Genomic DNA, 21,868 nt, shown 5'->3' with positions numbered 1-21,868 from the left:
CACCGGCCCGCCCCATCGTGCGCATGCTCCGACATTCATCGCTGACCCCATCGGGCCACCGAAGGGAGACGTTGCCGCAAGCTCACAATGTGAACCGAAAGAGTGAACATCACACCAGTCGAATTCACCCACATGCACCACTGCCGGCACTCATGTGGAGAGCGCCGGCCAGTTGACCGTCGAGTGACCAGATGCGGCCGCGGGTTCAGTCCTCGACCTGTTGCTGGATGTGGTCGAGGGTGGCGTCCAGGGCTTGGGCGATTTCGTTGTCCGTGGTGTGTTCGGTGTGCAGCTCGATGTCCACAATGGTCCGGTCCTGGTCGGCCCGGAGGTCGATGACGCCGGAGTAGGGGCTGTTCTGTGAACCCCACTGGATTCGCCGGGCGGTCCGGTCGACGCGGAACCATGCCTCGCCTTGTTCGGTTTTGCCGTGTACTTCGGCTGCGACGTCGACTTTGTCGCCGCCTGCCGGTTTTGCCTCGGTCATCTGGTCGAAGTATTTCGGCAGGTTTCCGATGTCGGCCAGATATTCGAAGACCTGGTCCTCGCCCGCGTGCAATGTCCGGCTGCGGTGGTACGTGGCCACGGCTTGTGTCCTTTCTTGTCCCGGCGCTGGTCACACACTGGGCGTGTACCCGCTGCGGCAAAAAGACACACCCGCGCTCCTATGACGGCCGCGTGGCTGGGTAACCCCAGACATGAACACATGAGCTGAGGAGACGACATGAGTCTGGCAAGCCTGCGGCGCGCGGCGAGCACATGCCGTCAGTGCGACCTGTACAAGAACGCTACTCAAACCGTCTTCGGTGAAGGTCCGGCGCACGCACGGATGATGATGGTCGGGGAGCAACCGGGCGACCAGGAGGACAAGGCGGGTGAGCCGTTTGTCGGACCAGCCGGCCGGCTGCTGACCGCCGCGATCGCCGACGCAGGCCTGGATCGGTCCACTGTGTACCTGACCAACGCGGTGAAGCATTTCAAGTTCACCGAACGCGGCAAACGCCGCATCCACCAGAAACCCAGCCGGACCGAAGCCGTTGCCTGCCATCCATGGCTGCTGGAGGAACTGGCAGCGGTCAAACCGGAACTGGTGGTGTGTCTCGGCGCGGTCGCGGCCCAGTCCTTGCTGGGGCCTTCATTCCTGGTGACTCGTCACCGTGGTGAGATATCAACTTTGCCGGAATCGACCACCAGGGTGTTGGCGACCGTTCATCCATCAGCGGTTCTCCGCGCGGAGGACCGGGATGCGGCCTACCGCGACTTCGTCAACGACCTCACCGCCGCACGTACCGCCTTGGAGTGATCAGATGTTGACAATGACGCCCGCGGCCGGGATGGCAATCAGGACACTCACCGAACGGGAGGGTGCGACCGCCGACGGGGGCTTGCGGATCGAAGCCCTGGCCCCCGAGAACGACCAGCCGAAGTTCGGGATGTCGTTCGCACCCATGCCCGACGAGCTCGACCAGGTGGTGCGGGACGACGCCACAGGCGCACGCGTGATGCTCGATTCACTTACCGCAGAGCAGGTTTCCGACTTCGTGCTCGACGTCGACGACACCCTTGATGGAACCGCGCAGTTCCGCCTCAAGCCTGCGAAGTAGGCTCGGACAGCCTGAACCGGGGGCGCCCGTCGGCGTCCAGCTCGGCGGTGAGCACCTTGTCGTCCAGATACCGCGCCGCAGTCTGGTCGAGGTACACGCGCGCTCCTCGCTGCGCAAGGACCTGGTCACCGTCCTGTGGGCAGTTCACCAGCCCGGCCGCGAGATTTGCCCCCTCCGGCGAGACTTCCTCCGCCGCGATCCGCAGGCCGGCTGCGTCGGGCAGACTGCTGGCGGCGGTGATGGCGCTGACCACCTCGACGGCTGTCGGAGTGAGAACAAGCATCGGGAATCACCTCTCGCGAAGTCGCGGACTCAAGATCAGGCCGGAGGGTGCAATTTCGCTGAACCGTCAGTTCTACAGGCGCGCAGCGAGCATGCCCTTGGCCTGCTCGGCGCCCTTGCGGCTTTCGCCTTGCGCCCGGCGGAAGAAGTCCGCGAGTTCGGAGTCGCCGTCACGCTCCGCGTCGGCGATGTAGGTCTCCAGGCGCAGTGCGTTGCTCAGGCACGCCTCGGTGAACCAGATGATGTTGTAGTTCTTGTCCTTGGTGCCGGTGACCGAGCCGGTCTCGGTGTTCGTCACAGTGCCTCCTTTGATGGGATCCTGCTCCCCGAGTACCCAGCCGGATGTCATCTAGTGCTGTTACTGGAATGGTTCACTGGGTGTCGCGCGCCTGTGATGCGCTGCGGCCGATCGGCCTGGCCCGGCCGGTATCGGGTCACTGAGCGGCGAGCAGCCGCTCGACCGCCCGGGGCAGGACTTTCGGTATGTTTCTCACCGGATTGGGCCGAGTGATGTGCGCCGCAACGCCCATGGGCTCACGTCCAGACGTTCTATGTCGAGCTCCTCCATCGTCACCTTCGCGACGACCGCGCCCGCAACGATCTGCCGGGCCCGTGACTGCGACACTCCGCGCAGCCTGGCGCGTTTGCTCGCCGACATGCCGGCCAGCCTGGGTAGCCATTCCTCGATGTCGTTGAGCGCCAACGTCCGCTGTACGAAGGGCCCCTTGCGCTGGGACGGCGCGCCCGCCAGCCGGGCGAGTTGCTTGAAAGTCTTCGACGTGGCCACCACCCGGGAGTGATCGCCCTCCCATCGCAGGCGGTCGGACACCTCGCGCAACGTGGCACGAACATGCTTGCGCAGCAATTTGAGCTGTCCGGCGCTCGGCGGATCGCCGGACAGGAATTCTCTGGACAACCTGCCCGCACCCAACGGAAGTGAGACCGCGAGCTCCGGCTCGGCGTCCCGCCCCAGCACGATCTCCATCGAGCCGCCCCCGATGTCCAGGACCAGCAGACGGCCCGCTGCTCGCCCAAGGTGCCCAGGCCGTCAAGGACACCGATCTCGTAGCGCTGACCAAGCGCTGCCACCCGCACACGCTGCGGCAGCTGAAGTGGACCAATGCCATGCTCGAAACGCTCTCTCCCCAGGTCCTGACAGCCTGACCGAATGGTCTTCCACCTGGGCCACCCGTTCGACTCAGGCAGTTGCTGGGCCCCAGAACTTCATGCTGCGGTGAGTTCGCGCAACGCGTGCCGGGCGGGCAGGACCATGCCGGCCAGACCTGTGGCTGGGCCGAACGAGCGCGTGTCCTGCAAGCGGTCGGTGATGTCGTCCAATGCCGCACGGGTCTGATCGAGGACACACTCGAACTTGGCTTTCGAGCCTGTCCCTTCGGCACGAAGCCGCACCACGGCGGCCATTCGGTCAAGCAAAGTGGCGAACGCCTTCAGGGAAGCCGAATCCGGGGAATCAAAGGGGCGTACCCGCCCCGCGGTCGTACGCAGAGTTTGAGCGATTTCGGCTATATACGGCCAAGTGCTGCGCAGACCGATCAGGATGGCCTGACGCTCGTCGTGTGGAGTCCTGAACAGGAACGCCGGCTGGCGCACGTTCAGCCGACGGCTTTCCCGGCTCAGCTCAATCGTGTGTTCTGCCTGTCGCACAAGGACCAGTGCCTCGCTGGCCCGCCTTGTCCAGCTCTCGGTGCCGTCGGGCAGTACGTCGCCGCGCAACGCCTCAGCCATTTCCTCCAGTAACTCGGCCATGTCCGATGCGAGACGCCAGGTCACCTTCTGCGCGCGGACGCCGTAGACGGGTGGGAACACCAGTGCGTTCACTGCGAGACCGACCGCGACTCCGAGCACGGTCTCGATCAGCCGGTCGACCAGCAACGTGCTCTGCGTGACAGTGCCCCAGGTGATCAGCAGCAGAGCGGTGATCCCGATCCACGGCCCACTGTCACCGAACCAACGTCCCTGACCGATCAGCAGGCCGGCAAGCACCGCCACGGCCATGCCGAGAACCTGCCACGGCACAACGGCTTCGACGAGCGCTGCGAGCAACACCGCGATCCCCACTGCGGCAACCTGTTGTCCCGCCGAGCGCAGTGAGCGATACACCGTCGCCTCCACGATGAACACCGCGGCCCACGGAGCCAGAAACGGTTGTGCCAGATCGAACAGCTGTGCTGCCGCCAGCCAGGCCAGCACCGCGGCCAACGCCGCCTTCACCGCCTGGACAAGCGCGGGACGTTCCGGCCCGATGCCGCGCATCGCTCTTTTCAGCCATCTCAGCGGTGCGAGCGCGAATCTCCCACCGGCCCGGGCAATCCGTCTCCAGACACGAGAAGCCATTCGTCCCGGCTACCCGTTTGATCATCGCCCGAACCCGGTTCACAGATCGTTACGGTCAGTGACAAGCAGGGTGGCGACCTGGTGGAGTTTCATGTTGGCGTGCTGGGAGGCCTCGACCAGTATCCGGAAGGCCTGAGCGGGATCGACCCGGTGGCGTTCCATCAGTATTCCTTTGGCCATACCGATGATGTCGCGATTTTCCAGAGCAGCGTGGAGATGGGCTTGCTTCTGGGCACCGACGAGCGCGATCGCGGCATGGGTGGCGAACATGCGGCCGTCCTGCTCGGTCTGGTCGCTGAACGCGTTCCGCTGGGTGGCGTAGAGGTTGAGGGCACCGAGAGTGGTGTCGGTGACGAACAGCCGGTAGGACAACATCGACCGCACGCCCATCTCCGCGGCGGCAGGCGCGAGATCAGGCCAGCGGCGGCTCTCTTCGGCCAAGTCGCCGGTGCGGTAGGTGGCGTGCTCGGTGATCGCGTCCACACACGGGCCCTGTCTTATGCGGTACTGCAGGTCGTCGATGCCGGTGACCACCTCGTCGGTCGGCGCGACAGTGCGGATCCGGCCACCATGCTCGACAAGCGAGATCCCCGCACGCTCGGCGCCGTCGATGTGGTCCACGGCGGCTTTCACGATCGCTGCCAGTGTCGCCTCGACATCGGGTTCGGCCTGCAACGTACGCGCGATCTCACCGAGCGTCGCAGCCAGCGTGCCACGAGTTTCGTCTTCGGAGCGGCCTGCCCGGGTCATCGGGTTCTCCTCCTCCCGTGTTCGGGAGGTACCCGGCAGACCAGTGAACCAATCGCCTGTCACCGGAGATCCCCGGTGACAGGCAGCATGGCCGATCAGGACCTGGTCCACCGCTGATTCGCGTTGCCCTGACAGGTCGACAGGACCAACGGTGTGCCGTTGGCGGTGGCGCCGCCGGAAACGTCCAGACAGAGCCCGGAGTGGACAGAGCGGATCGTGCCGTCGGAGCCGAGTGTCCACTTCTGGTTGTTCTGGCCGTTGCAGGTCCAGGTGATCACCCGCGTGCCGGGAGTGGTGCCCTGCTCGTAGGCGTCCAGGCACAGGTTGCCGAACACGCGCACCTCTCCACCGGCCCAACTGGTCCACAGCTGGTTCGCGGCGTTGTGGCAGTCCCAGATCAGCACGGTGGCGCCGGGTGCGGTGGATGCCTTCTCGACGTCCACGCAGCGGTTGGCAGCGACGCTGCGCAACACGGCGGTGGTGCTGGCCATCGGGGTACCGCCGCTGACGCGGAACGCGGCTACACCGTGCGCGGGCACGTTCGCGGAGATCGCCCCGGTCGAGGAGGACGTGCCGCCGGTCCACAGGTCTGTGACGGTGAACGAGTCGCCGCTCAAGCCGATCTGCGCGGCCGTGGTGCTGATGGAGGTGCTGCCGCTGCCACGGTTGAACAGCCCGACCGCTACCGATCCGTCGCGCAGCGGCTTGGCGAACACCTCGGTCGCGCCGTCGTCACGCACCCGGCGGCCTCCGGCACCCAACTGGTCCTGGTTGACCGCGATGAGCCGCTCGTTGCGCAGGATCGCGCTCACATCGGCCGACATGGTGCGGATATCGTTGCCTGCCATCAGCGGCGCGGCCATCAACGCCCACAACGCGAAGTGCGAGCGCGATTCGGTCAGTGTGAGGCCGGGCCTGCCGACCACGAGCATGTCCGGGTCATTCCAGTGACGCGGGCCTGCCTGTGCGGCGAGTGGCGCGTTGACGTCAACGACGTTGCCCACGCCCATCGGGTAGCTGTTGCTGTTGCCGTTCTGCCATATGTCGAGCAGGTCCTCGGTCGTCCGCCACAGGTCTGCGACCTCGCCCCAGTTGTAGTCCGCGCCGGTGATCGCGTGATAGCTGTTGGGGTTGATGCTGTAGACAATCGGCCGTCCGGTGGCACGCAGCGCGTCGCGCATCAGCGTGAACTGCGCGACCTGCTGGTCGCGGGTGCCTTCAGGTGAGCACCAGTCGTACTTCAGGTAGTCCACGCCCCACGAGGCGAACGTGTTGGCGTCCTGCACCTCGTGGCCCTTGCTGCCGGTGGAGCCTGGGAAGGTACCCGTGCGCTGGGCGCAGGTCCGCTCGGTCGGCACCTGGTAGATGCCGAACTTCAGGCCCTTGCTGTGGATGTAGTCGCCCATCGCCTTCATGCCGCCCGGGAAACGGGTCGGGTGGGCACGGAGGTTGCCCCCGGCGTCGCGCTGCGGGTCGAACCAGCAGTCATCGATCACCACGTACTGGTAGCCCGCGGCCCGCATGCCCGAACTGACCATCGCGTCCGCAGCCTGCCGGATCATCGACTCGTTGATATTGCAGCCGAACGTGTTCCACGAGTTCCACCCCATCGGCGGGGTGACGGCGGGACTGCCGGGCGCGGCGGCCGATGGCGGCGCCACGACAGCGAACAACCCCATTAATAGAACGACGGCGAAGCGACACATCCGACGGCGGACGGAACCAGGCATTCAGGACTCCTGCAGGCGTTCGAATCTGTTGGGTGTTGTTTGATCAAGTGCTGGTTGAACGTTCCATGCGGTAGTGTGCTGTGTCACACCCGGGTAGGCAAGGATCCCGGCGAAGATCGTCAGGCGCTGCCGCCGCGCACGACCTCCGTGGGCAGCAGGAGCCCGGCGTCGTCGTTCGGGCCGCCCTCGACCTGGCGCAGACAGCGGGCGACCAGTTCCTGGGCAATCCGCTCGACCGGGATTCGGGCGCAGGTCAGGGACGGCTCGGTCATCAGACCTATCGCACCGCCGTCGAAGCCGGTGACCGCGACGTCCGAGCCGACCGTCAGGCCCAGTGAGTGCGCGACGTTCACCACCATCGCGCCGACGTAATCGCTGCTGGTGACGATGGCGCTCGGCGGGTTCCTGCCGGTCAGGAGCTGACGAGTGCGCTTGCGAATCCCGTCGTCCGGGCCCCGGTAGACCGACGCCTTCGGCACACGCAGGCCATGGCGGGCGAGGCCCGCGGCAAAGCCCTCCAGTCGTTCGGCCTTCCAGTACTGGTCGCCATCGGCCCCCAGGTAGGCAAACCGCTGGTGGCCTTCGGCGACCAGCAGGTCCACCAACGGCTGCATGCCCGCGACGTTGTCCACGTCCACCCACTGCTGCGGCAGGCCGGGCGCGAGACGGCCGAAGCAGGCGAACGGCATACCGCTGTCGGCCAGCAACCGCGCCCGCTCGTCGTCGACCCGGGATTCCGACAAGATCACCGCGTCCACCGCGCGCCGGGCGACCAGATCCTTGAACACACCGAGCGGATCATCCCGGTGATGGGTGAACACCAGCATCTGGTTGCCGGCCTCGGCGGAAGCTTTCACCAGCGCCTGCAGGAAATGCAGCGTGAAGCCCTGCATGATGTCCAGCTGTTCGCCGAAGATGTGGTACCCGATCTGCATCGTCCGGCGCGACCGCAGCGCCTGAGCCGCCCGGTTCGGCTGGAAGCCCAACGACCGCATCGCAGCGGTCACCCGCTCGAACGTCGCCTCCGAGTAGTACGAATCGCGTCCGTTGATGACATTCGAGACCGTCTGCCGGGACACACCCGCCACCGCGGCCACGTCCACGATGCTCAACCGCCGTCCGTCTCCTCGCACCCACACATGATTCACCTGCCGTGGATCAGATGCGACGCCTGTCTCCCCCGATGTGAGCGGTCACAGGCTGACGATCGGGTTGCGTTCGCGGTCGATGATCGCCGCGAGGTCGATCTGGTCGTAGTTGCTGAGGATGACGCCGCACCAGTCCAGGTCGCGGTAGATGGTCCAGTTGGTCGACTCGCCCGCGGCGCCACCGCCGTGCGTGAAGAGCCGGTGGTTGTTGGCGATGGGCGCGGGTGCGCCGTAGGCGATGAAGCTCTGGAAAGCAGGATCGGCGGCGCCGCGTGGGCGCTGTGGCACCTTCGGGCTCATGTAGAGCTCGGTGTAGGTGGGGTTGAGCAGTTTTCCGTCCGTGAGCGCGCAGGCGAACCGGACGAGGTCTGGCGCGGTCGAGAACCCATTGCCGCCGCCGGTGCCGATGAACATGCGTGCCGCGCCTTGCGCCGTACGCACGGCGTCGACCCGTTGGCCCGACGTGTCCATCGTGTACGGGTGGGCGATGCGTCGGTCGGACAGCCACTCCGGTCGGGTGTAGAAGCCGGTGCGGGTCATGCCCGCGACGGCGAAGATGTGCTCACGTACGTAGTCGTAGAACGGCTTCCCGGACACCTTCGCCACGATCGCGCCGAGCGTGTCGTAGCCGTTGTTGCTGTATCGGTTGTTGGTACCGGGGGTGAACGCCAACGGCTCCTTACGGATGATCTTCATGAGCTCGGTCATGACCTCGTCGGCGCTGGTCCATGTGCCCGCCTTGGCCATGAACTCCTGGTTGCCCAGCAGGTCGCCCATGCCGGAGGTGTGGGTGAGCAGGTGGTGGATGGTGACGGTGCCCGCGATCTCCGCCGGGAAGCCGTCCAGGTGGGTGCCCAGGGTGTCGTAGAAGCTGATCTTGCCTTGCTGGGCGAGTTGCAGGATCGCCAAGGCGGTGAACGGTTTGGACGCCGACGCGAGCGCGAAGATCGTGTCCACCTGGTTGGGGATGGACAACTGCTTGTCGGCCATGCCGTAGGCCCTGGACAGCACTGGCCTGCCCCGGTGGCTGAGCAGCACGGTTCCCGAGAACTTGTCTTCGGCGGCCAACTGCGCGACGAACCGGTCGTACGAGCCTCCCGGACGCAGATCGTCCGGAATCCCGGCCTCCGCAGTGCCGGAGCTCACGAGCATCGCGGCGGGAACAGCGCCCATCATGCCGAGAACGGATCGGCGGCTTCGAGTCATCTCTTGAGTCCTTTCAGGACAGTCCAAACGGCGAGAGGTTGTCTCCTGCCGGCCAGGAGGAGATGCAATGCGACGGCGTGTTTCCACAGTGTTTGCGTGATCGCTAACAGAAAAGAAACACCGCTTTCGGCCACCATGCACCATGCGGGTTTTGGTGGTGGAGGACGAGCCGATGCTTGCCGACGCGATCGCGGAATGGCTGCGAGACGAGGCGCATGCGGTGGACATCGCACACGACGGCGCGGCCGCGTTGGACCGGCTGGCCGTCCATGACTACGACATCGTCGTCCTCGACCGGGATCTGCCGGTCGTGCACGGCGACGACGTCTGCCGTGAGCTGGTCAGATCCGGGTCGCCGGCGCGAGTGCTGATGCTCACGGCGGCGGTCGAGGTCACCGATCGGGTCGCCGGGCTGAGCCTCGGGGCCGACGACTACCTCACCAAGCCGTTCGCCTTCCCGGAGCTGGCCGCCCGGGTGCGCTCGCTGGGGCGGCGCGCCCGGCCTGCCGATCCACCGGTGCTGAGCCGGGCCGGGATCACCCTCGACCCGGCCCGCCACGTCGTGTTCCGTGACGGGCAGTTCATTCCGCTGTCGAAAAAGGAGTTCGCCGTCCTCACAGAACTCCTACGGGCCAACGGCGCCACGGTCTCCGCGGAATTCCTGTTGGAAAAGGCGTGGGACGAGCACGCCGACCCTTTCACCGGAGTCGTGCGGCTCACGATCCTCAAGCTGCGCCGCAAACTCGGCGACCCACCTGTCGTCGAGACCGTCACCGGAGTGGGGTATCGCGTACCGTGAAGCTCACACCGCGCCGGATCACTTTGCGAGTCCGGCTGACCCTGATCTACGGCGGCCTGTTCCTCATTGCCGGAGTGCTTTTGCTCGGCGCCACATACGCTTTGTTCAGCCGGCAACTCTCGAATCCAGGCCGCGCACTTGTCACCAAAGGCGTGCAACCCGGCGCCGAGCCCGCCAAGCAGATGTTCGTGTTCACCGGTGACGGCACGATGCTCACCGGACCTGACGCCGAGCGGTGGATGACCCAGCAACAGGCGCTCCTGCACGACGCGGCGACCACCTCATTGCTCACCCAGGGCGGGATCGCGCTGGGCCTGGTCTTCGTTCTGGCGACCGGTTTCGGCTGGCTGGTCGCCGGTCGAGTGCTCCGCCCGCTGCACCAGGTCACCGACACCGCCAGGCGGATCGCCGCGACCGCGGACCGGGGTCTGCGCGAACGCATCGCCCTGCGCGGGCCGGACGACGAGGTCCACGATCTCGCCTTCGCGTTCAACACAATGGTGGAACGGCTCGACCGATCCTTCGACGGTCAGCGCCGTTTCGTCGCCAACGCCTCCCACGAACTGCGCACCCCACTGACGCTCGGACGCTCTCTGGTCGAACTGGCCATGCACCGAAAGTCGGCCTCCGCGGACGTCAAGCGGCTCGGCGAGAAACTGCTGCAGATCAACTCACGGCACGAACGGCTGATCACCGGTCTGCTCCTGCTGGCCAAATCCGAACACGAGATCACCGGACGACTCCCGGTCGACCTGGCCGACCTGGTCACCCACGTGGTGGATCAGACCTCGACCGAGGCCACACGAGCCGGAATCGCCGTTCACCACGTCGCTGGTGAGGCGCCCACCACCGGCGACGCCCTACTGCTTGAGCGACTCGTGCACAACCTGGTGGAGAACGGCATCCGGCACAACTCCGGCCCCGGCGGCCAGGTGGAGGTCACCAGCCGCACCCGCCCCGACGGCCGGATCGAAGTCCGGGTGAGCAACACCGGCCCGGTCGTGCCGCACGACGAAATCCGGGCACTCTTCGAGCCGTTCCGCCGCCTGCACACCAACCACCCGCCCACCACCAAGGGCACCGGCCTCGGACTGTCCATCGTCCGGTCGGTAGCCCACGCTCACGGCGGAGACGTCACCGCCCTCCCCCGGGACAACGGCGGACTCGTAGTAACCGTCACGCTCCCAGCGTGCCCCGAAGTATCCGCCACGTCCGCACGTCTGCCATAGTTAAGTACCTCGATGGGACCTTCATGGAATTTGTCGTTTTACAACGTGACCTGAAACACTCGAATGGGTGATTGGCGAGGTCTGCGGCCGGGTTAGATTTCCCTCTGCGTTCCCAGGACTTCTGGGTGGCGCTTTTCTCTGGGGAAAGGTTCGTGCCGTGTCCGGTGTGGGCAGTCGCATGCGCAGAACGTCCGTTTTCCCATTGTTTTTACGCCGCATTGGCCGATTCTTCACCCTTTTCCTGAGTGTTTTCTCCCTATTCGCGGGAATGGCGCCGGTGGCTGATGCCGCACCGAAACCCCCGGCTCCGCCTAAACCTGCCGCCGCGCCCAAACCGGCCGATTTCGGGCCTGATGCGGCGAAATCCGCAGACGTCGCCATCGATGGCTGGGGTGACGCCCAGGGCTATCACCTTGTGCTGGGCCGCGAGGCCGCCGGGTTCGCATGGCGGGAGATCGCGCTGATCCACCCGGCCGGGTTCGACGACTCCTCCTGGACCGGCTACCAGTGCCTTTCCGGCGATGGGAAGTTCGCCGCGCTGGCGATCCTGCCCGCGTCCGCGGTGAACATCCAGGCTGCGCGCGACCACGGTGCTTTCGCCTACTCCGTCGATCTGGCTTCGGGCGCGGTGCGCGCGCTGGCTGGTGGCGTCGGCTTGAAGTACTACTCCCCCGGCTGCGGCACCGGCGACGAAGCCGTGTTCACCGTGACGGACGACCAGACCACCCGGCTGCTGAGCGCGAACCTCGCCACCGGCAAGATCGACTCGTCGGTCACTGCTCCCGGGCAGATCACCTCCGCGGTGCCCGCCGCGAACGGCATCGTCGGTGTCGCGGGCAACCGCCTGGTTTCCGTGCCCGCCAACGGAAAGCCGTCGGTGCTCGCGACTGTTCCCGGCGACGCCTACAACCTGCGGCCCTCCGTCGACGGCGGGATCAGCTTCCTGCACACCGAGCCCGGCGCGAAGACGGCTACCGCGGCGCACGAGAACGCAGGCAAGGTGACGGTCCTGGGATCAGGCGACCTGACCCGCGTGCAGCTGTTCCAAGGCCGCGCCGGGCACACCGTCCTCTCCGGTGCGAACCCTGCGACCGGCGACGTCCTGGCGAAGGCCGGTGTCACGAGCGTCAAGGACTCGGGACTCGCACGCGGCGCCACCAGTTCGTCGCTGGACGGCGACGCGCTGCTCGGCCCGGACGCCAACGGCCAGAAGTCCGCCCCGGCGCTGCTGGCGACGAAGACCGGCAACGTCCTGGCACCTGCCGTCCCCGCCAGCACGGCGAAGGTCGCCACCGCTGTGCCGACGTACTCCGCCGTGCCCACGACCACGACGGCCGCGCCGCGCATGAACCGCTTGACCCCCAAGGCCGACGCGGCCGCAGCGCCGAACACGACCACGGCGCAGTCGCCCAAGTGCGCAGTGCCACCGCTCACCGCCAACCGTCAGGTCATGCAGCCGAGCCCAGCGCAGGTCAACTGGGCCGTACAACTGGCCGAGCAGGGCCTGCTCACCGGCAGCGCTTACACCCGCCCAACGGGCTTCGCGAACATGGGCCTGGCCGCCTACGCGCCCAACAGCGACTTTCCTCTGATCCCGCTGTCGCACCCGTCGGGCGGCACGAACACCGTGCCACGGTCGATCTTCGAGGGCATCATGGCCCAGGAGTCGAACTGGTCACAGGCTTCGTGGCACGCTCCGGCGGGCACCGCGGGCGACCCGCTGATCGCCAGCTACTACGGCGCGGGCGGCGATATCGTCTCGATCAACTATGCCGCTTCGGACTGCGGTTACGGGATCAGCCAGGTGACCGACGGCATGCACATCGGCGACCACTCGCTGTCCGAGCACGGGCAGTGGAAGGTGGCCGTCGACTACCAGGAGAACATCGCCGCCGGCCTGCAGATCCTGGAGACCACCTGGAACCAGCTCTACACCGCCGGCATCACCGCCAACAACGCCGACCCGCGCTACCTGGAGAACTGGTACTTCGCGGCCTGGGCGTACAACTCCGGCATCCAGCCGAACGCGGCCAACGGCAACACCACCGGCTGCACGCCCAGCCCGTCCTGCACCGGCCCGCACGGCACCTGGGGGCTGGGCTGGACGAACAACCCGGCCAACCTCGACTACCCACCCAACCGCGACCCGTACCTGCAGGACACCTACGCCGACGCAGCACACCCGGCAAGCTGGCCGTACCAGGAGCGTGTGCTCGGCTGGACCGCGAGCCCGCTGATCCGTTACGGCAGCCAGGCCTACGCGAAGCCGACGTACAACGGCGGAGCGCGCTGGGTGCAGCCCGCGCCGTTCACCACCATGTGCACCACCGACAACCACTGTGACCCCAACGCGACGAACCCGAGCAACCCGGGCGCGAGCCACTGCATGCTCGACGACTTCCAGTGCTGGTGGCACCAGCCGGTGACGTGGATCCCCACCTGCGCCACCACTTGCGCGACCAGCCCGTACGCGGTCTCCGGCGGCAGCGAACCCGGCAACCCGAGCCAGAACCCGCCGACGTGCAACCAGGACACGTCCAAAGTGCCTTCAGGATCGATCATCGTCGACGACGAGCCGTCGCGGTACAACCTGCAGGGCTGTGGTTCGTCGAACTGGTCCTCGGGCGGCACCTTCACCTACACGTACGGCACGAACTCCGCGGGTGACCCGATCGGCGCGATCGACACCCACCAGCTCGGCACCGGCCTCGGCGGCCGCGTGCTGTTCACCCACACCGAAGACGGGTCGAACCCGTCGCTGATCAACACCGGTGTGTGGACACCGAACCTGCCTTCGCTGCAGTACTACAAGGTCAAGATCCACCTGCCGGGCCTGGGTGCGCAGGCGACCAACGTCGTCTACACCATCAACCCGGGCGGCGGGGCCTCGCCCTGGAAGATCCGGGTCAACCAGGCCTGGAACTCCGAGCAGTGGGTGACCATCGGCACGTTCGCCATGCAGAACGGCGGCAACGTCACGCTCAACAACAACGGCAGTTCCCAGGACCAGGGCGGCTACGGCTATTCTGACTTCGACGTGGCGTTCGACGCGGTCGCCTTCGTTCCGCAGGGCGGTACCCCCGGGCAGCCGATCGGTGGCCCGCCCGGGGTCCAGGACGAGCCCAAGGGCTCCAACCCCTCCTGGGTCCAGTGCGGCTGCGGCAGGCGCACCGCGGGCGACCCGGTCGACACGGCGACTGGCTACTTCGGTGAGGACTTCACCGACCTGAGCACGCCGGGACGCGGCATGCCCTTGGAGTTCAAGCGAAGCTACGCCGAAAGCATCGCGGACCCCAACGGCCCCAACAAGACACTCGCCGCCGACGGCCCCTTCGGCTACGGCTGGACGTATTCGTACAACATCGCGGCAGCAACCGACGGCGCCACCGGGAACGTCACCGTGAAGCAGGAGGACGGTTCCTCGGTCACGTTCGTCAATTCGAGCGGTTCGTACGCAGTTTCCGCGCCGCGCTACGACGCTACGCTGGTGAAGTCCGGTTCGTCGTATGTCTACACGCGGCGCGGCAGCCAGGTGTTCACGTTCGATGTCGCGAGTGGACACTTGACCAGTGAGACGGATCTGGCCGGGAGCAAAGCGAACCCGCCTTACCAGACAACGCTAGCCTACGACGGGTCCGGCCACCTGTCGACGATCACCGATCCCGGCAACCGCGCCTCTACACTGACTTGGACCGGGAACCACATCACCGGGCTGACCGACACCGCCGGGCGCAAGGTCACGTATGCCTATGACGCCAACGGAAATCTCGCCGACGTATACGGAGTCGGCACCACACGGACGCCGACGCTCAAGGACGACGACCACGCGCACTACACCTACGACGGCAACCACCTGATGACGTCGATGAGATCACCCGCCAACTTCGGCGGCCCCGCCTCGACAGTCACCTCGATGGTCTACGACAGCGCCGAACGTGTGAAAACGCAGACTGACCCGAACGGACACACGACATCGTTCACCTACGGTCCCGACGGCGGCCTGAACGCCGGCCAGACGCTCACGACCGACCCGTCCGGCCACAAGACGCTGGAGACCTACCAGAATGGGCTGCTGGTTTCGGAGACCAAGGGTTACAGCAGTTCCGACGCCGGAACCACGGCCTACACCTACGACCCGGTCACCCTCGGGGTGAGCACCGCGACCGACGCCGACGGTGATCTGCGGACCTTCACCTACGACGACCACGGCAACAAGACGTCCGAATCGGACGCACTGGGCTTCACCACCGACTACACCTACGACGACTCGGCGAACCTGCTGGAGACCATCGGTCCGGACGGGGTCGCGACGGTGAATCAGTACGACCAGGGCGGTCAGGTGCCGGCGGCCGGCGTGCACGACCTCACGTCCACCACGAAGACCAAGGCCAACAACGTGGTCGAGTCCACCACCGGCAACTTCGGCCCGGCGCCGGTGCGGACGGCGAAGTTCTTCTACGACGACGCCGCCCACCCAGGCGACCGGACCCGGGTGACCGACCCGAACGGCAAGACCACCACCACGACGTTCGACAGCTTCGGCAACAAGACATCCGAGACCGACGGTGCCGGGGACAAAACCCAGTACGGTTACGACACCGGCACCGGCCATCTGACTTCCACTGTGGACGCCAACGGCACCGCGGCGGGTGTGGCTCCCGGCTGCACGCCGCCCGCGAAGGGCTGCACGACCTACGGGCATGACGCCCACGGCAACGTCACGCTTACCACAGACCCGTTGGGCCACAAGACAAGCACGGCCTACGACGCCGACGGGAACAAGAAGTCGGTCACCGATGCCAACAACCACACGATCGCCTCGGCCTACGATCCGGCCGACCAGCTGATCAAGGTCACCCAGGCGGACAACAGCACGCAGATCACAGAGTACAACCCCGACGGCACAATCGCCGACACCATCGACGGCCTGAACGCCAAGACGACATACGGCTACGACGGTCAAGGACGGCAGAACTCCCGGACCGATCCTGACAACCGCGCCACGAGCTCGCACCTCGACCCAGCAGGACGGATACTGACATCGACCGATCCGACTGGGCGCGTCACCACCCTTGGGTACGACGCGGCAGGCCACACGAAGAGTGTGTCCTATTCGGATGGTACGACACCGAACGTGACCTATACCTACGATCCGGCTGGTCGCCGGGTGTCGATGACCGACGGCACCGGCACCTCGACCTGGACCTTCAACACTTTCGGCGAGGTCATCACGCAGACGCAAGGCTCAGGTGCCACGGCCGGGTACGGCTACGACGACAACGGCAACCAGACCTCGATCACCTACCCGGGCCAGACCACAGCCGTCGTCCGAACGTTCGACGACGCCGAACGGCTCAAGACCGTGACGGACTGGAACAGCAACAAGACCACGTTCGGTTACGACAACGCCGGTGCGGCCAAGACCACCGCGTACCCGAACGGCACGACGGTGACCAACGGCTACAACGACGCCGACCAGCTCACGTCGACCACGGCGGTCACCGGAACCACCACGGTGTTCTCGATGACCTTCGGGCGTGACCCGATCGGCCAGTTGTCTTCGCGGCAGGTCGGAACGGCGTCGCAGACGTTCGGCTACAACGCGAAGAACCAACTGAGTTCGGATGGTTCGACCACTTACGGTGTCGACGCGGCTGACAACCCGACCAAGGTCGGTGCCGCGACTCAGGCATTCGATCCCGCGGGTCAGCTGTGCTGGTCACTGCCGAGCGGCAGCGTAACGAATCCCAGCTGCGGCACGGTTCCCACCGGCGCTACTCCGTACACATCGGACAGTCTCGGCGAACGCAAGACGGCGGGTTCGACCACCTTCGGCTACGACCAGGCCGGGCGGCTCACGACGTTCGGCGGCTCGTCCTCGGCGACCTACCGGTACAACGGCGACGGCCTGCGAACCTCGAAGACCGTCGGCAGCGCCACGACAACGTTCTTCTGGGATTCCAGTAAGACGCCGAACATCCTCACCGACGGCACGAACAGCTACCTGTACGGGCCCGGGGGCCTGCCGATCGAGCAGATCGGCGCGGCGAGCTCGGCCTGGTTCGTGCACGACCAGGTCGGGTCGACGGCTTGTCTGCTCGACGCCTCGGGCGCGGTCGCGGGCACCTACTCGTACACGCCCTACGGCGTCGCCACCCACAGCGGGACGGCCGTGACACCGTTGCAGTTCACCGGGCAGTTCACCGACAGCGAGTCCGGGCTGGTCTACCTACGGGCCCGGTACTACGACCCGGCGAACGCGTTGTTCCTGACGGTGGACCCGAAAGTCGGGCAGACCGGCACGCCGTATGCGTACACTTCGGACAATCCGCTGAACCTCACCGATATCGACGGGTTGAGCTGGTGGAACCCGTTCAGCTGGTCGAAGGACACGTGGTCGACCATCGGCACCTACGCCGGTTACGCCGGATTGGCAGTCGGTGCCGTCGGCCTCGGCCTGGCGACCTTCGGCGTCGGTGACGTCCTCATCGGCGGGGCGGTCACGGTCGGGGTGGTCGCGGACGTCACGGCGACCGCGCTGGGTGCGGTGAGCACTGCGGTCACCTGTGCGCAGAACCTGATCAGCATCGGTTGTGGGCTCGGCATCCTGTCCACCGGGCTCGGGGGGATAGGCACCTGGGCCGACTGGGGTTTCGCGCCCGGCTCGTGGGGCATGTTCGCCAACCTCAACTCGCTGACCTCCGGTATCGCCGGCACCGTCTGGGGACTGAACGAAGCCGGCGGCGGGGCGGGAGGAGGAACGGCGGCACCGGCGCCACGCACGTATTCTCCCTATGGCGGTGCAGCGATCATCTGCTGATGCGAGACAGGCGGAACAACACAATGACCGGATACGGCCGGGAACGGGAACGACGCAGGCGAAGCCGCGCACTGCTCGGCGTCGGATTTGTCGTCCTTTTGGGAGCCTCGCTGTCGCTGAGAACAGGCGTGGTCCCGGTCGTCGCCGTTCTCGCCGGGGCACTCGTCCTGGCGTACGTGATCGCCAACGTGCTGCTGTGGAGGGACAAGCGATCGGAGCTACGACGGCGAGCAGCAGGCGCACCGCCGTCGTGGCCCGCCCAGCTTCCGATACAAATGGCCCAGCTCTTGGGAGTCAAAGCGCCGGGCCAGCACGCACGCCGGGTGGACGAAGTCGGCGAGTTGCTGGGCCGCCTGTCTTTGATCGATGGTGAACTGAACTGGCAGCCTCGTGAGGCTGACCGAAAGCGCGGCGCAGGAACGTTCGTCTTCGACCGATCATGGTCGGCGGAGGTGGTGCCGATCTGGGGGCCAGGCAGTCAGGGATGCCTGACATTGACCCGCCCGGACGGCACCGCCGTCGACCTCTGGATCCGCCACCCCGCCGACCTGCGCGCAACACTGCAACCGGTCTGAACGCTGTCAGTCAGGGTGCCGCGCCCATGCCGTGGGCGATCTGCACGATGATCAGGGTGAGCCAGGCCAGGACGAGCAGCAGGACCCAGATCACGGTGCGCCCGGAGCCCAGCCAGTGGTTGCGTTTGAGGATCCGGTAGACCACCAGGCATGCCAGCAGGATCACGGCCATCATGATCGGATATCCGTATGTCCAGCGTAGTTCGGGCATGAAGTCGAAGTTCATGCCGTAGACGCCGACTGCCATGGTCGGCACCGCGATGACGGCCGCCCATGCGGTGATCCTGCGCATGTCGTTGTTCTGCTGCAGCGTGATCTTCGCGAGCGTGGCGTTCACCAGACCGTTGAGCAGCTCGTCGGCCCGCGTCACCCGGTCGGTCACGATTGTCAGGTGGTCGTCCACGTCGCGGAAGTACGAGCGCACCTCGGCCGGGATCAACGCAAGATCCGCGTCGACCAACCGGCGCACCGGCGGCGACAGCGGCGCGATGGCCCGTCGTAACTCGAGTACTTCCCGCTTCATCAGGTACATCTGCTCGGCGCCGACCGGGCTGCGTGGCGCGAACACCACGGACTCGGCTTCCTCGATGTCACGTTCGAACAACTCGCTGACGTCCAGGTAGTCGTCCACGACCCGGTCGGCGATCGCGTGCAGCACCGCTGACGGGCCCAGCCGCAATCGCTCCGGCATGGCCTCGATTTCCCGGCGTAGCCCACGCAGTCCCGAATGGTCGCCGTGGCGGACGGTCACGATGAAATCCGGGCCGAGAAACGCCATGATCTCGCCGGTCTCGACGATCTCGTTGGCTCTGTCCGGCGACTCGTGCGCGACGTAGTGCACGGTCTTGAGGACCATGAACAGCATGTTGTCGTAGCGGTCCAGCTTCGGACGTTGATGCGCGCACACCGCGTCCTCGACCGCCAGCTCATGCAATCCGTAGGTCGCTGCGATGCCCTCGATCTGCTCAGCGGCCGGTTCGTACAGTCCGATCCAGACAAAGCCTTCGCCACGCTCGCGTACCTCGGCGATCGCGGCGTCGTGTGTCCAACGGCCCGGCAGGCGCGAGCCGTTCACATACACCGCGCAATCGACCACATACGCCGAGATCGGCACGGGGACCGGCTTGCCCGACATGTGTCCTCTATCCGCCGACGTGGATTCCCGGCCGGCAGGCGGGATCCGGTTCGCATGCCCGGATGATCTCCCGGACGACTGGCGGTGTGTCACCGCGGCCGAGGATAAGGTAACGGAACATGTGGCCCAGCGGGCTGCCTTCCGACCATTCGAAGTAGCAGTGCGGCCGGACCCCGGTGGCATCACGCAGCGCGAGCAGCACAGCCGCGATCGCGTTGGGCACCGCGGGGCTGCCTGCACGCAGCACGCGATGGCCGGCGATCTCGTGGCCGTGGACGGTGAGAACACCGCTGAACTGGGACGGGTCGGTGACCTCGATCTCGAGGAACACCACGTCCGCGTCGCCTGGCACTGGGTTCATGCCGCGCTGTTCCAGCTCCTTGTCCCGGTACTCGGCGTCGTCGCCGGTCTGCCGCTTGTTCGCGATGATGTTGAGCCTGCCGTCGTGGGCGAGTGCGTCCGCGATGAACTGGCGGGCGGCTTCGTCGAACTCGATGCGGTCGGCGCGCAACTCGGTGGTCCGGCTTACCCGCGATATCAACGAGATCACCACGACACCGGCGATGAACGCGGCAGAGATGGCTATCCCGTCGGGTTTCTCGATGATGTTCTCCACCAGTGCGTACAGCAGCACCAATGTCAGTACGGTGAAGCCGATCGACGCGAACTTCTGGCGCCGGCCGATCGCCGAGATCGCCACGGCGATCGACCCGGACACCATCATGGCCAGGATCCCGGTGGCGTACGCGCCGGCCTGGGAGTTGACGTCAGCGTCGAACATGATCGTGATGAGGATGCTGATCGCGGTGTAGACCAGCACGACCGGACGCACCGCGCGGCCCCACTCCGGCGCCATACCGTAGGACGGCAGGTAGCGCGGCACGATGTTGATCAGCCCAGCCATCGCCGACGCACCGGCGAACCACAGGATCAGCACACTGCTGAGGTCGTACACCGTGCCGAACACCTCACCGAGCTGCTCGTGCGCGAGATAGGCCAGCGCCCGGCCGTTGGCCTCTCCCCCTGGCTGGAACTTCTCGGCCGGGATCAGCACAGTGGTCACGAAACTGGTGGCGATCAGGTACACCGACATGATCAACGCCGCTGCGGTGAGCAGCTTGCGGGTGTTGCGGATCCGCGACTGAAGCCGTTCGCGCGGGCTCTGCCCGTCAGCGGCGATCAGCGGCATCATGCTGACCCCCGTCTCGAACCCCGACAGCCCCAGCACCAGCAGCGGGAAGGCCAGGATCGCCGGGGCGGCGATGTCGCCGATACCGCTGCCACCGGCCGTGAGCCGGTCGACCCAGCCGGACATCAGCTCGGGACGTGCCGCGAGTTCGGCCACACCGGCACCGACGATCACGGCGTTGAGCAGCAGGAAGATCGCGACCAGCGGGATGGCGACACCGACCGCCTCGCTGAAGCCGAGCAGGAACACCCCGCCCAGCACAAGCAGCAGGATCACCGTGATGAGTACTTCCTGACCGTGCAGGAATCCGGGCGCGATCGGGTTCTCCAGCAGGTGAACGGTCGCGTCCGCGGACGACAGCGTGATCGTCACGATCCAGGACGTGGCCACGAACCCCAGCAGGACCAGCACGAAGATCTTGCCCCGCCAGAACGGCAGCAGGTGCTCCAGCATGGCGACCGAGCCCTGGCCGTGCGGGCTCTCCTTGGCCACCCGCCGGTACATCGGCAGCATGCCCAGCAGCGTGAGCGCCACGATCAGCAAGGTCGCCAACGGCGACAACGCGCCCGCAGCCAGCGCCGCGATGGCCGGCAGGTAGGACAGGGTCGAGAAGTAGTCCACACCGGTCAGGCACATGACCTTCCACCAGGCCTGCGGCTTGGCATGCCCCTCGCCGCTCTCCGGCCCGACGGGCTGGACCTGGTGGCGCATCAACCAGCGGGCCACACCTCTGGCCGGTGGTCTGGTGGCGGCGGGATTCTCGACGCTCGCTGGGATGGCCAGCTCAGGCGCGCTACTCATGTGTTCAGGCTCCGGGAACTCAGCGGAACGCGACGCGCTCGGCTTCGGCACGTCGGCGTGCCGCCCCCAGGATCCGTCGCTCCGCCGCAGGTTACCGACGGATCACCGGGTCCTCACCGGCACCGGCATCAGGATTTCGTAAAGACCAATCCGGACAGTCCGCGGCGAGGCCGGGATGAAACCGCGGTGAAACTCGCTGCCCGCACCCTCCGGCTGAGCGTGGCCACAGCGCCACGGCGACGAGA

The 21,868-nt window shown here is 66.3% G+C and carries 17 protein-coding genes; 6 read left to right on the top strand and 11 right to left on the bottom strand.

What is annotated here, in order from left to right:
• Positions 1–205: 205 nt before the first annotated feature.
• Positions 206–586 (bottom strand): SRPBCC family protein, encoded by a 381-nt coding sequence (locus JOF56_RS36520; protein ID WP_209643991.1) that lies wholly within the window; start codon positions 584–586, stop codon positions 206–208.
• 138 nt (positions 587–724) lie between these two features.
• On the opposite strand from JOF56_RS36520, the gene JOF56_RS36515 reads away from it, so the two are divergent.
• Positions 725–1,303, top strand: a complete 579-nt coding sequence (locus tag JOF56_RS36515; RefSeq protein WP_209643990.1) for a UdgX family uracil-DNA binding protein — start codon at positions 725–727, stop codon at positions 1,301–1,303.
• Between the two features lie 4 nt (positions 1,304–1,307).
• Positions 1,308–1,604 (top strand): hypothetical protein, encoded by a 297-nt coding sequence (locus JOF56_RS36510; RefSeq protein ID WP_209643989.1) that lies wholly within the window; start codon positions 1,308–1,310, stop codon positions 1,602–1,604.
• Here the strand turns inward: JOF56_RS36510 and JOF56_RS36505 are convergent.
• From JOF56_RS36505 to JOF56_RS36470, 8 genes are all read right to left on the bottom strand, one after another.
• Entirely contained in the window at positions 1,588–1,887 is a 300-nt protein-coding gene (locus tag JOF56_RS36505) for an iron-sulfur cluster biosynthesis protein (RefSeq protein WP_209643988.1), read from the bottom strand. The two genes, JOF56_RS36510 and JOF56_RS36505, sit on opposite strands and share 17 nt — an antisense overlap.
• Positions 1,888–1,959: 72 nt before the next feature.
• A complete protein-coding gene (locus JOF56_RS36500; protein ID WP_307855815.1) occupies positions 1,960–2,199 on the bottom strand; it encodes a hypothetical protein in 240 nt (79 codons plus the stop codon).
• Positions 2,200–2,376: 177 nt separating this feature from the next.
• Positions 2,377–2,871, bottom strand: a complete 495-nt coding sequence (locus JOF56_RS36495; protein WP_209643986.1) for a Ppx/GppA phosphatase family protein — start codon at positions 2,869–2,871, stop codon at positions 2,377–2,379.
• A gap of 239 nt (positions 2,872–3,110) precedes the next feature.
• Positions 3,111–4,160, bottom strand: a complete 1,050-nt coding sequence (locus tag JOF56_RS36490; protein ID WP_209643985.1) for an FUSC family protein — start codon at positions 4,158–4,160, stop codon at positions 3,111–3,113.
• A 120-nt stretch (positions 4,161–4,280) separates the two neighbouring features.
• Entirely contained in the window at positions 4,281–4,991 is a 711-nt protein-coding gene (locus tag JOF56_RS36485; protein ID WP_209643984.1) for a GAF and ANTAR domain-containing protein, read from the bottom strand.
• Between the two features lie 95 nt (positions 4,992–5,086).
• Positions 5,087–6,670 carry a glycoside hydrolase family 27 protein gene (locus tag JOF56_RS36480; protein WP_245378520.1) on the bottom strand — a complete coding sequence of 528 codons (1,584 nt, stop codon included), beginning with the start codon at positions 6,668–6,670 and terminating at the stop codon, positions 5,087–5,089.
• A gap of 170 nt (positions 6,671–6,840) precedes the next feature.
• Positions 6,841–7,854 (bottom strand): LacI family DNA-binding transcriptional regulator, encoded by a 1,014-nt coding sequence (locus JOF56_RS36475; RefSeq protein WP_209643982.1) that lies wholly within the window; start codon positions 7,852–7,854, stop codon positions 6,841–6,843.
• A 60-nt stretch (positions 7,855–7,914) separates the two neighbouring features.
• The gene (locus JOF56_RS36470; RefSeq protein ID WP_209643981.1) at positions 7,915–9,075 is read right to left on the bottom strand and encodes a serine hydrolase domain-containing protein; all 1,161 of its coding nucleotides are present in this window, start codon (positions 9,073–9,075) and stop codon (positions 7,915–7,917) included.
• 142 nt (positions 9,076–9,217) lie between these two features.
• Here JOF56_RS36470 and JOF56_RS36465 point away from each other — a divergent pair, with 142 nt between their 5' ends.
• The 4 genes from JOF56_RS36465 to JOF56_RS36450 all read left to right on the top strand — a co-directional run bounded on the left by JOF56_RS36465 (position 9,218) and on the right by JOF56_RS36450 (position 18,498).
• Positions 9,218–9,874 carry a response regulator transcription factor gene (locus tag JOF56_RS36465; protein ID WP_209643980.1) on the top strand — a complete coding sequence of 219 codons (657 nt, stop codon included), beginning with the start codon at positions 9,218–9,220 and terminating at the stop codon, positions 9,872–9,874.
• A complete protein-coding gene (locus tag JOF56_RS36460; RefSeq protein WP_307855414.1) occupies positions 9,871–11,103 on the top strand; it encodes a sensor histidine kinase in 1,233 nt (410 codons plus the stop codon). The genes JOF56_RS36465 and JOF56_RS36460 overlap by 4 nt, the downstream gene beginning before the upstream one ends.
• Before the next feature lie 268 nt (positions 11,104–11,371).
• Positions 11,372–17,923, top strand: a complete 6,552-nt coding sequence (locus tag JOF56_RS60325) for an RHS repeat-associated core domain-containing protein (protein WP_209643979.1) — start codon at positions 11,372–11,374, stop codon at positions 17,921–17,923.
• Positions 17,923–18,498: a hypothetical protein gene (locus JOF56_RS36450; protein ID WP_209643978.1), complete on the top strand. Its 576-nt coding sequence runs from the start codon at positions 17,923–17,925 to the stop codon at positions 18,496–18,498. Before JOF56_RS60325 ends, JOF56_RS36450 begins: the two co-directional genes overlap by 1 nt.
• Positions 18,499–18,508: 10 nt before the next feature.
• On the opposite strand, the gene JOF56_RS36445 is transcribed toward JOF56_RS36450, so the two are convergent.
• Both JOF56_RS36445 and JOF56_RS36440 read right to left on the bottom strand, forming a co-directional pair.
• Complete coding sequence (locus tag JOF56_RS36445; protein WP_209643977.1) at positions 18,509–19,633, bottom strand: magnesium and cobalt transport protein CorA; 1,125 nt, start codon at positions 19,631–19,633, stop codon at positions 18,509–18,511.
• 7 nt (positions 19,634–19,640) lie between these two features.
• Complete coding sequence (locus tag JOF56_RS36440; RefSeq protein ID WP_209643976.1) at positions 19,641–21,623, bottom strand: APC family permease; 1,983 nt, start codon at positions 21,621–21,623, stop codon at positions 19,641–19,643.
• Positions 21,624–21,868 lie beyond the last annotated feature (245 nt).

The sequence above is a fragment of the Kibdelosporangium banguiense genome, assembly GCF_017876405.1.
In the GTDB taxonomy this organism is placed as follows: domain Bacteria; phylum Actinomycetota; class Actinomycetes; order Mycobacteriales; family Pseudonocardiaceae; genus Kibdelosporangium; species Kibdelosporangium banguiense.
Note: the sequence above shows the minus strand (reverse complement) of the source record. Positions and strands in the feature narration are given on the sequence as shown.

Excerpts from the sequence above, each read along its gene's own strand:
- JOF56_RS36490 (WP_209643985.1), bottom strand. The coding sequence starts at position 4,160 with ATGCGCGGCATCGGGCCGGAACGTCCCGCGCTTGTCCAGGCGGTGAAG.
- JOF56_RS36440 (WP_209643976.1), bottom strand. The coding sequence starts at position 21,623 with ATGAGTAGCGCGCCTGAGCTGGCCATCCCAGCGAGCGTCGAGAATCCC.
- JOF56_RS36505 (WP_209643988.1), bottom strand. The coding sequence starts at position 1,887 with ATGCTTGTTCTCACTCCGACAGCCGTCGAGGTGGTCAGCGCCATCACC.
- JOF56_RS36470 (WP_209643981.1), bottom strand. The coding sequence starts at position 9,075 with ATGACTCGAAGCCGCCGATCCGTTCTCGGCATGATGGGCGCTGTTCCC.
- JOF56_RS36480 (WP_245378520.1), bottom strand. The coding sequence starts at position 6,670 with ATGGGGTTGTTCGCTGTCGTGGCGCCGCCATCGGCCGCCGCGCCCGGC.
- JOF56_RS36445 (WP_209643977.1), bottom strand. The coding sequence starts at position 19,633 with ATGTCGGGCAAGCCGGTCCCCGTGCCGATCTCGGCGTATGTGGTCGAT.
- JOF56_RS36510 (WP_209643989.1), top strand. The coding sequence starts at position 1,308 with ATGTTGACAATGACGCCCGCGGCCGGGATGGCAATCAGGACACTCACC.
- JOF56_RS36450 (WP_209643978.1), top strand. The coding sequence starts at position 17,923 with ATGCGAGACAGGCGGAACAACACAATGACCGGATACGGCCGGGAACGG.
- JOF56_RS60325 (WP_209643979.1), top strand. The coding sequence starts at position 11,372 with ATGGCGCCGGTGGCTGATGCCGCACCGAAACCCCCGGCTCCGCCTAAA.
- JOF56_RS36515 (WP_209643990.1), top strand. The coding sequence starts at position 725 with ATGAGTCTGGCAAGCCTGCGGCGCGCGGCGAGCACATGCCGTCAGTGC.
- JOF56_RS36495 (WP_209643986.1), bottom strand. The coding sequence starts at position 2,871 with ATGGAGATCGTGCTGGGGCGGGACGCCGAGCCGGAGCTCGCGGTCTCA.
- JOF56_RS36465 (WP_209643980.1), top strand. The coding sequence starts at position 9,218 with ATGCGGGTTTTGGTGGTGGAGGACGAGCCGATGCTTGCCGACGCGATC.
- JOF56_RS36485 (WP_209643984.1), bottom strand. The coding sequence starts at position 4,991 with ATGACCCGGGCAGGCCGCTCCGAAGACGAAACTCGTGGCACGCTGGCT.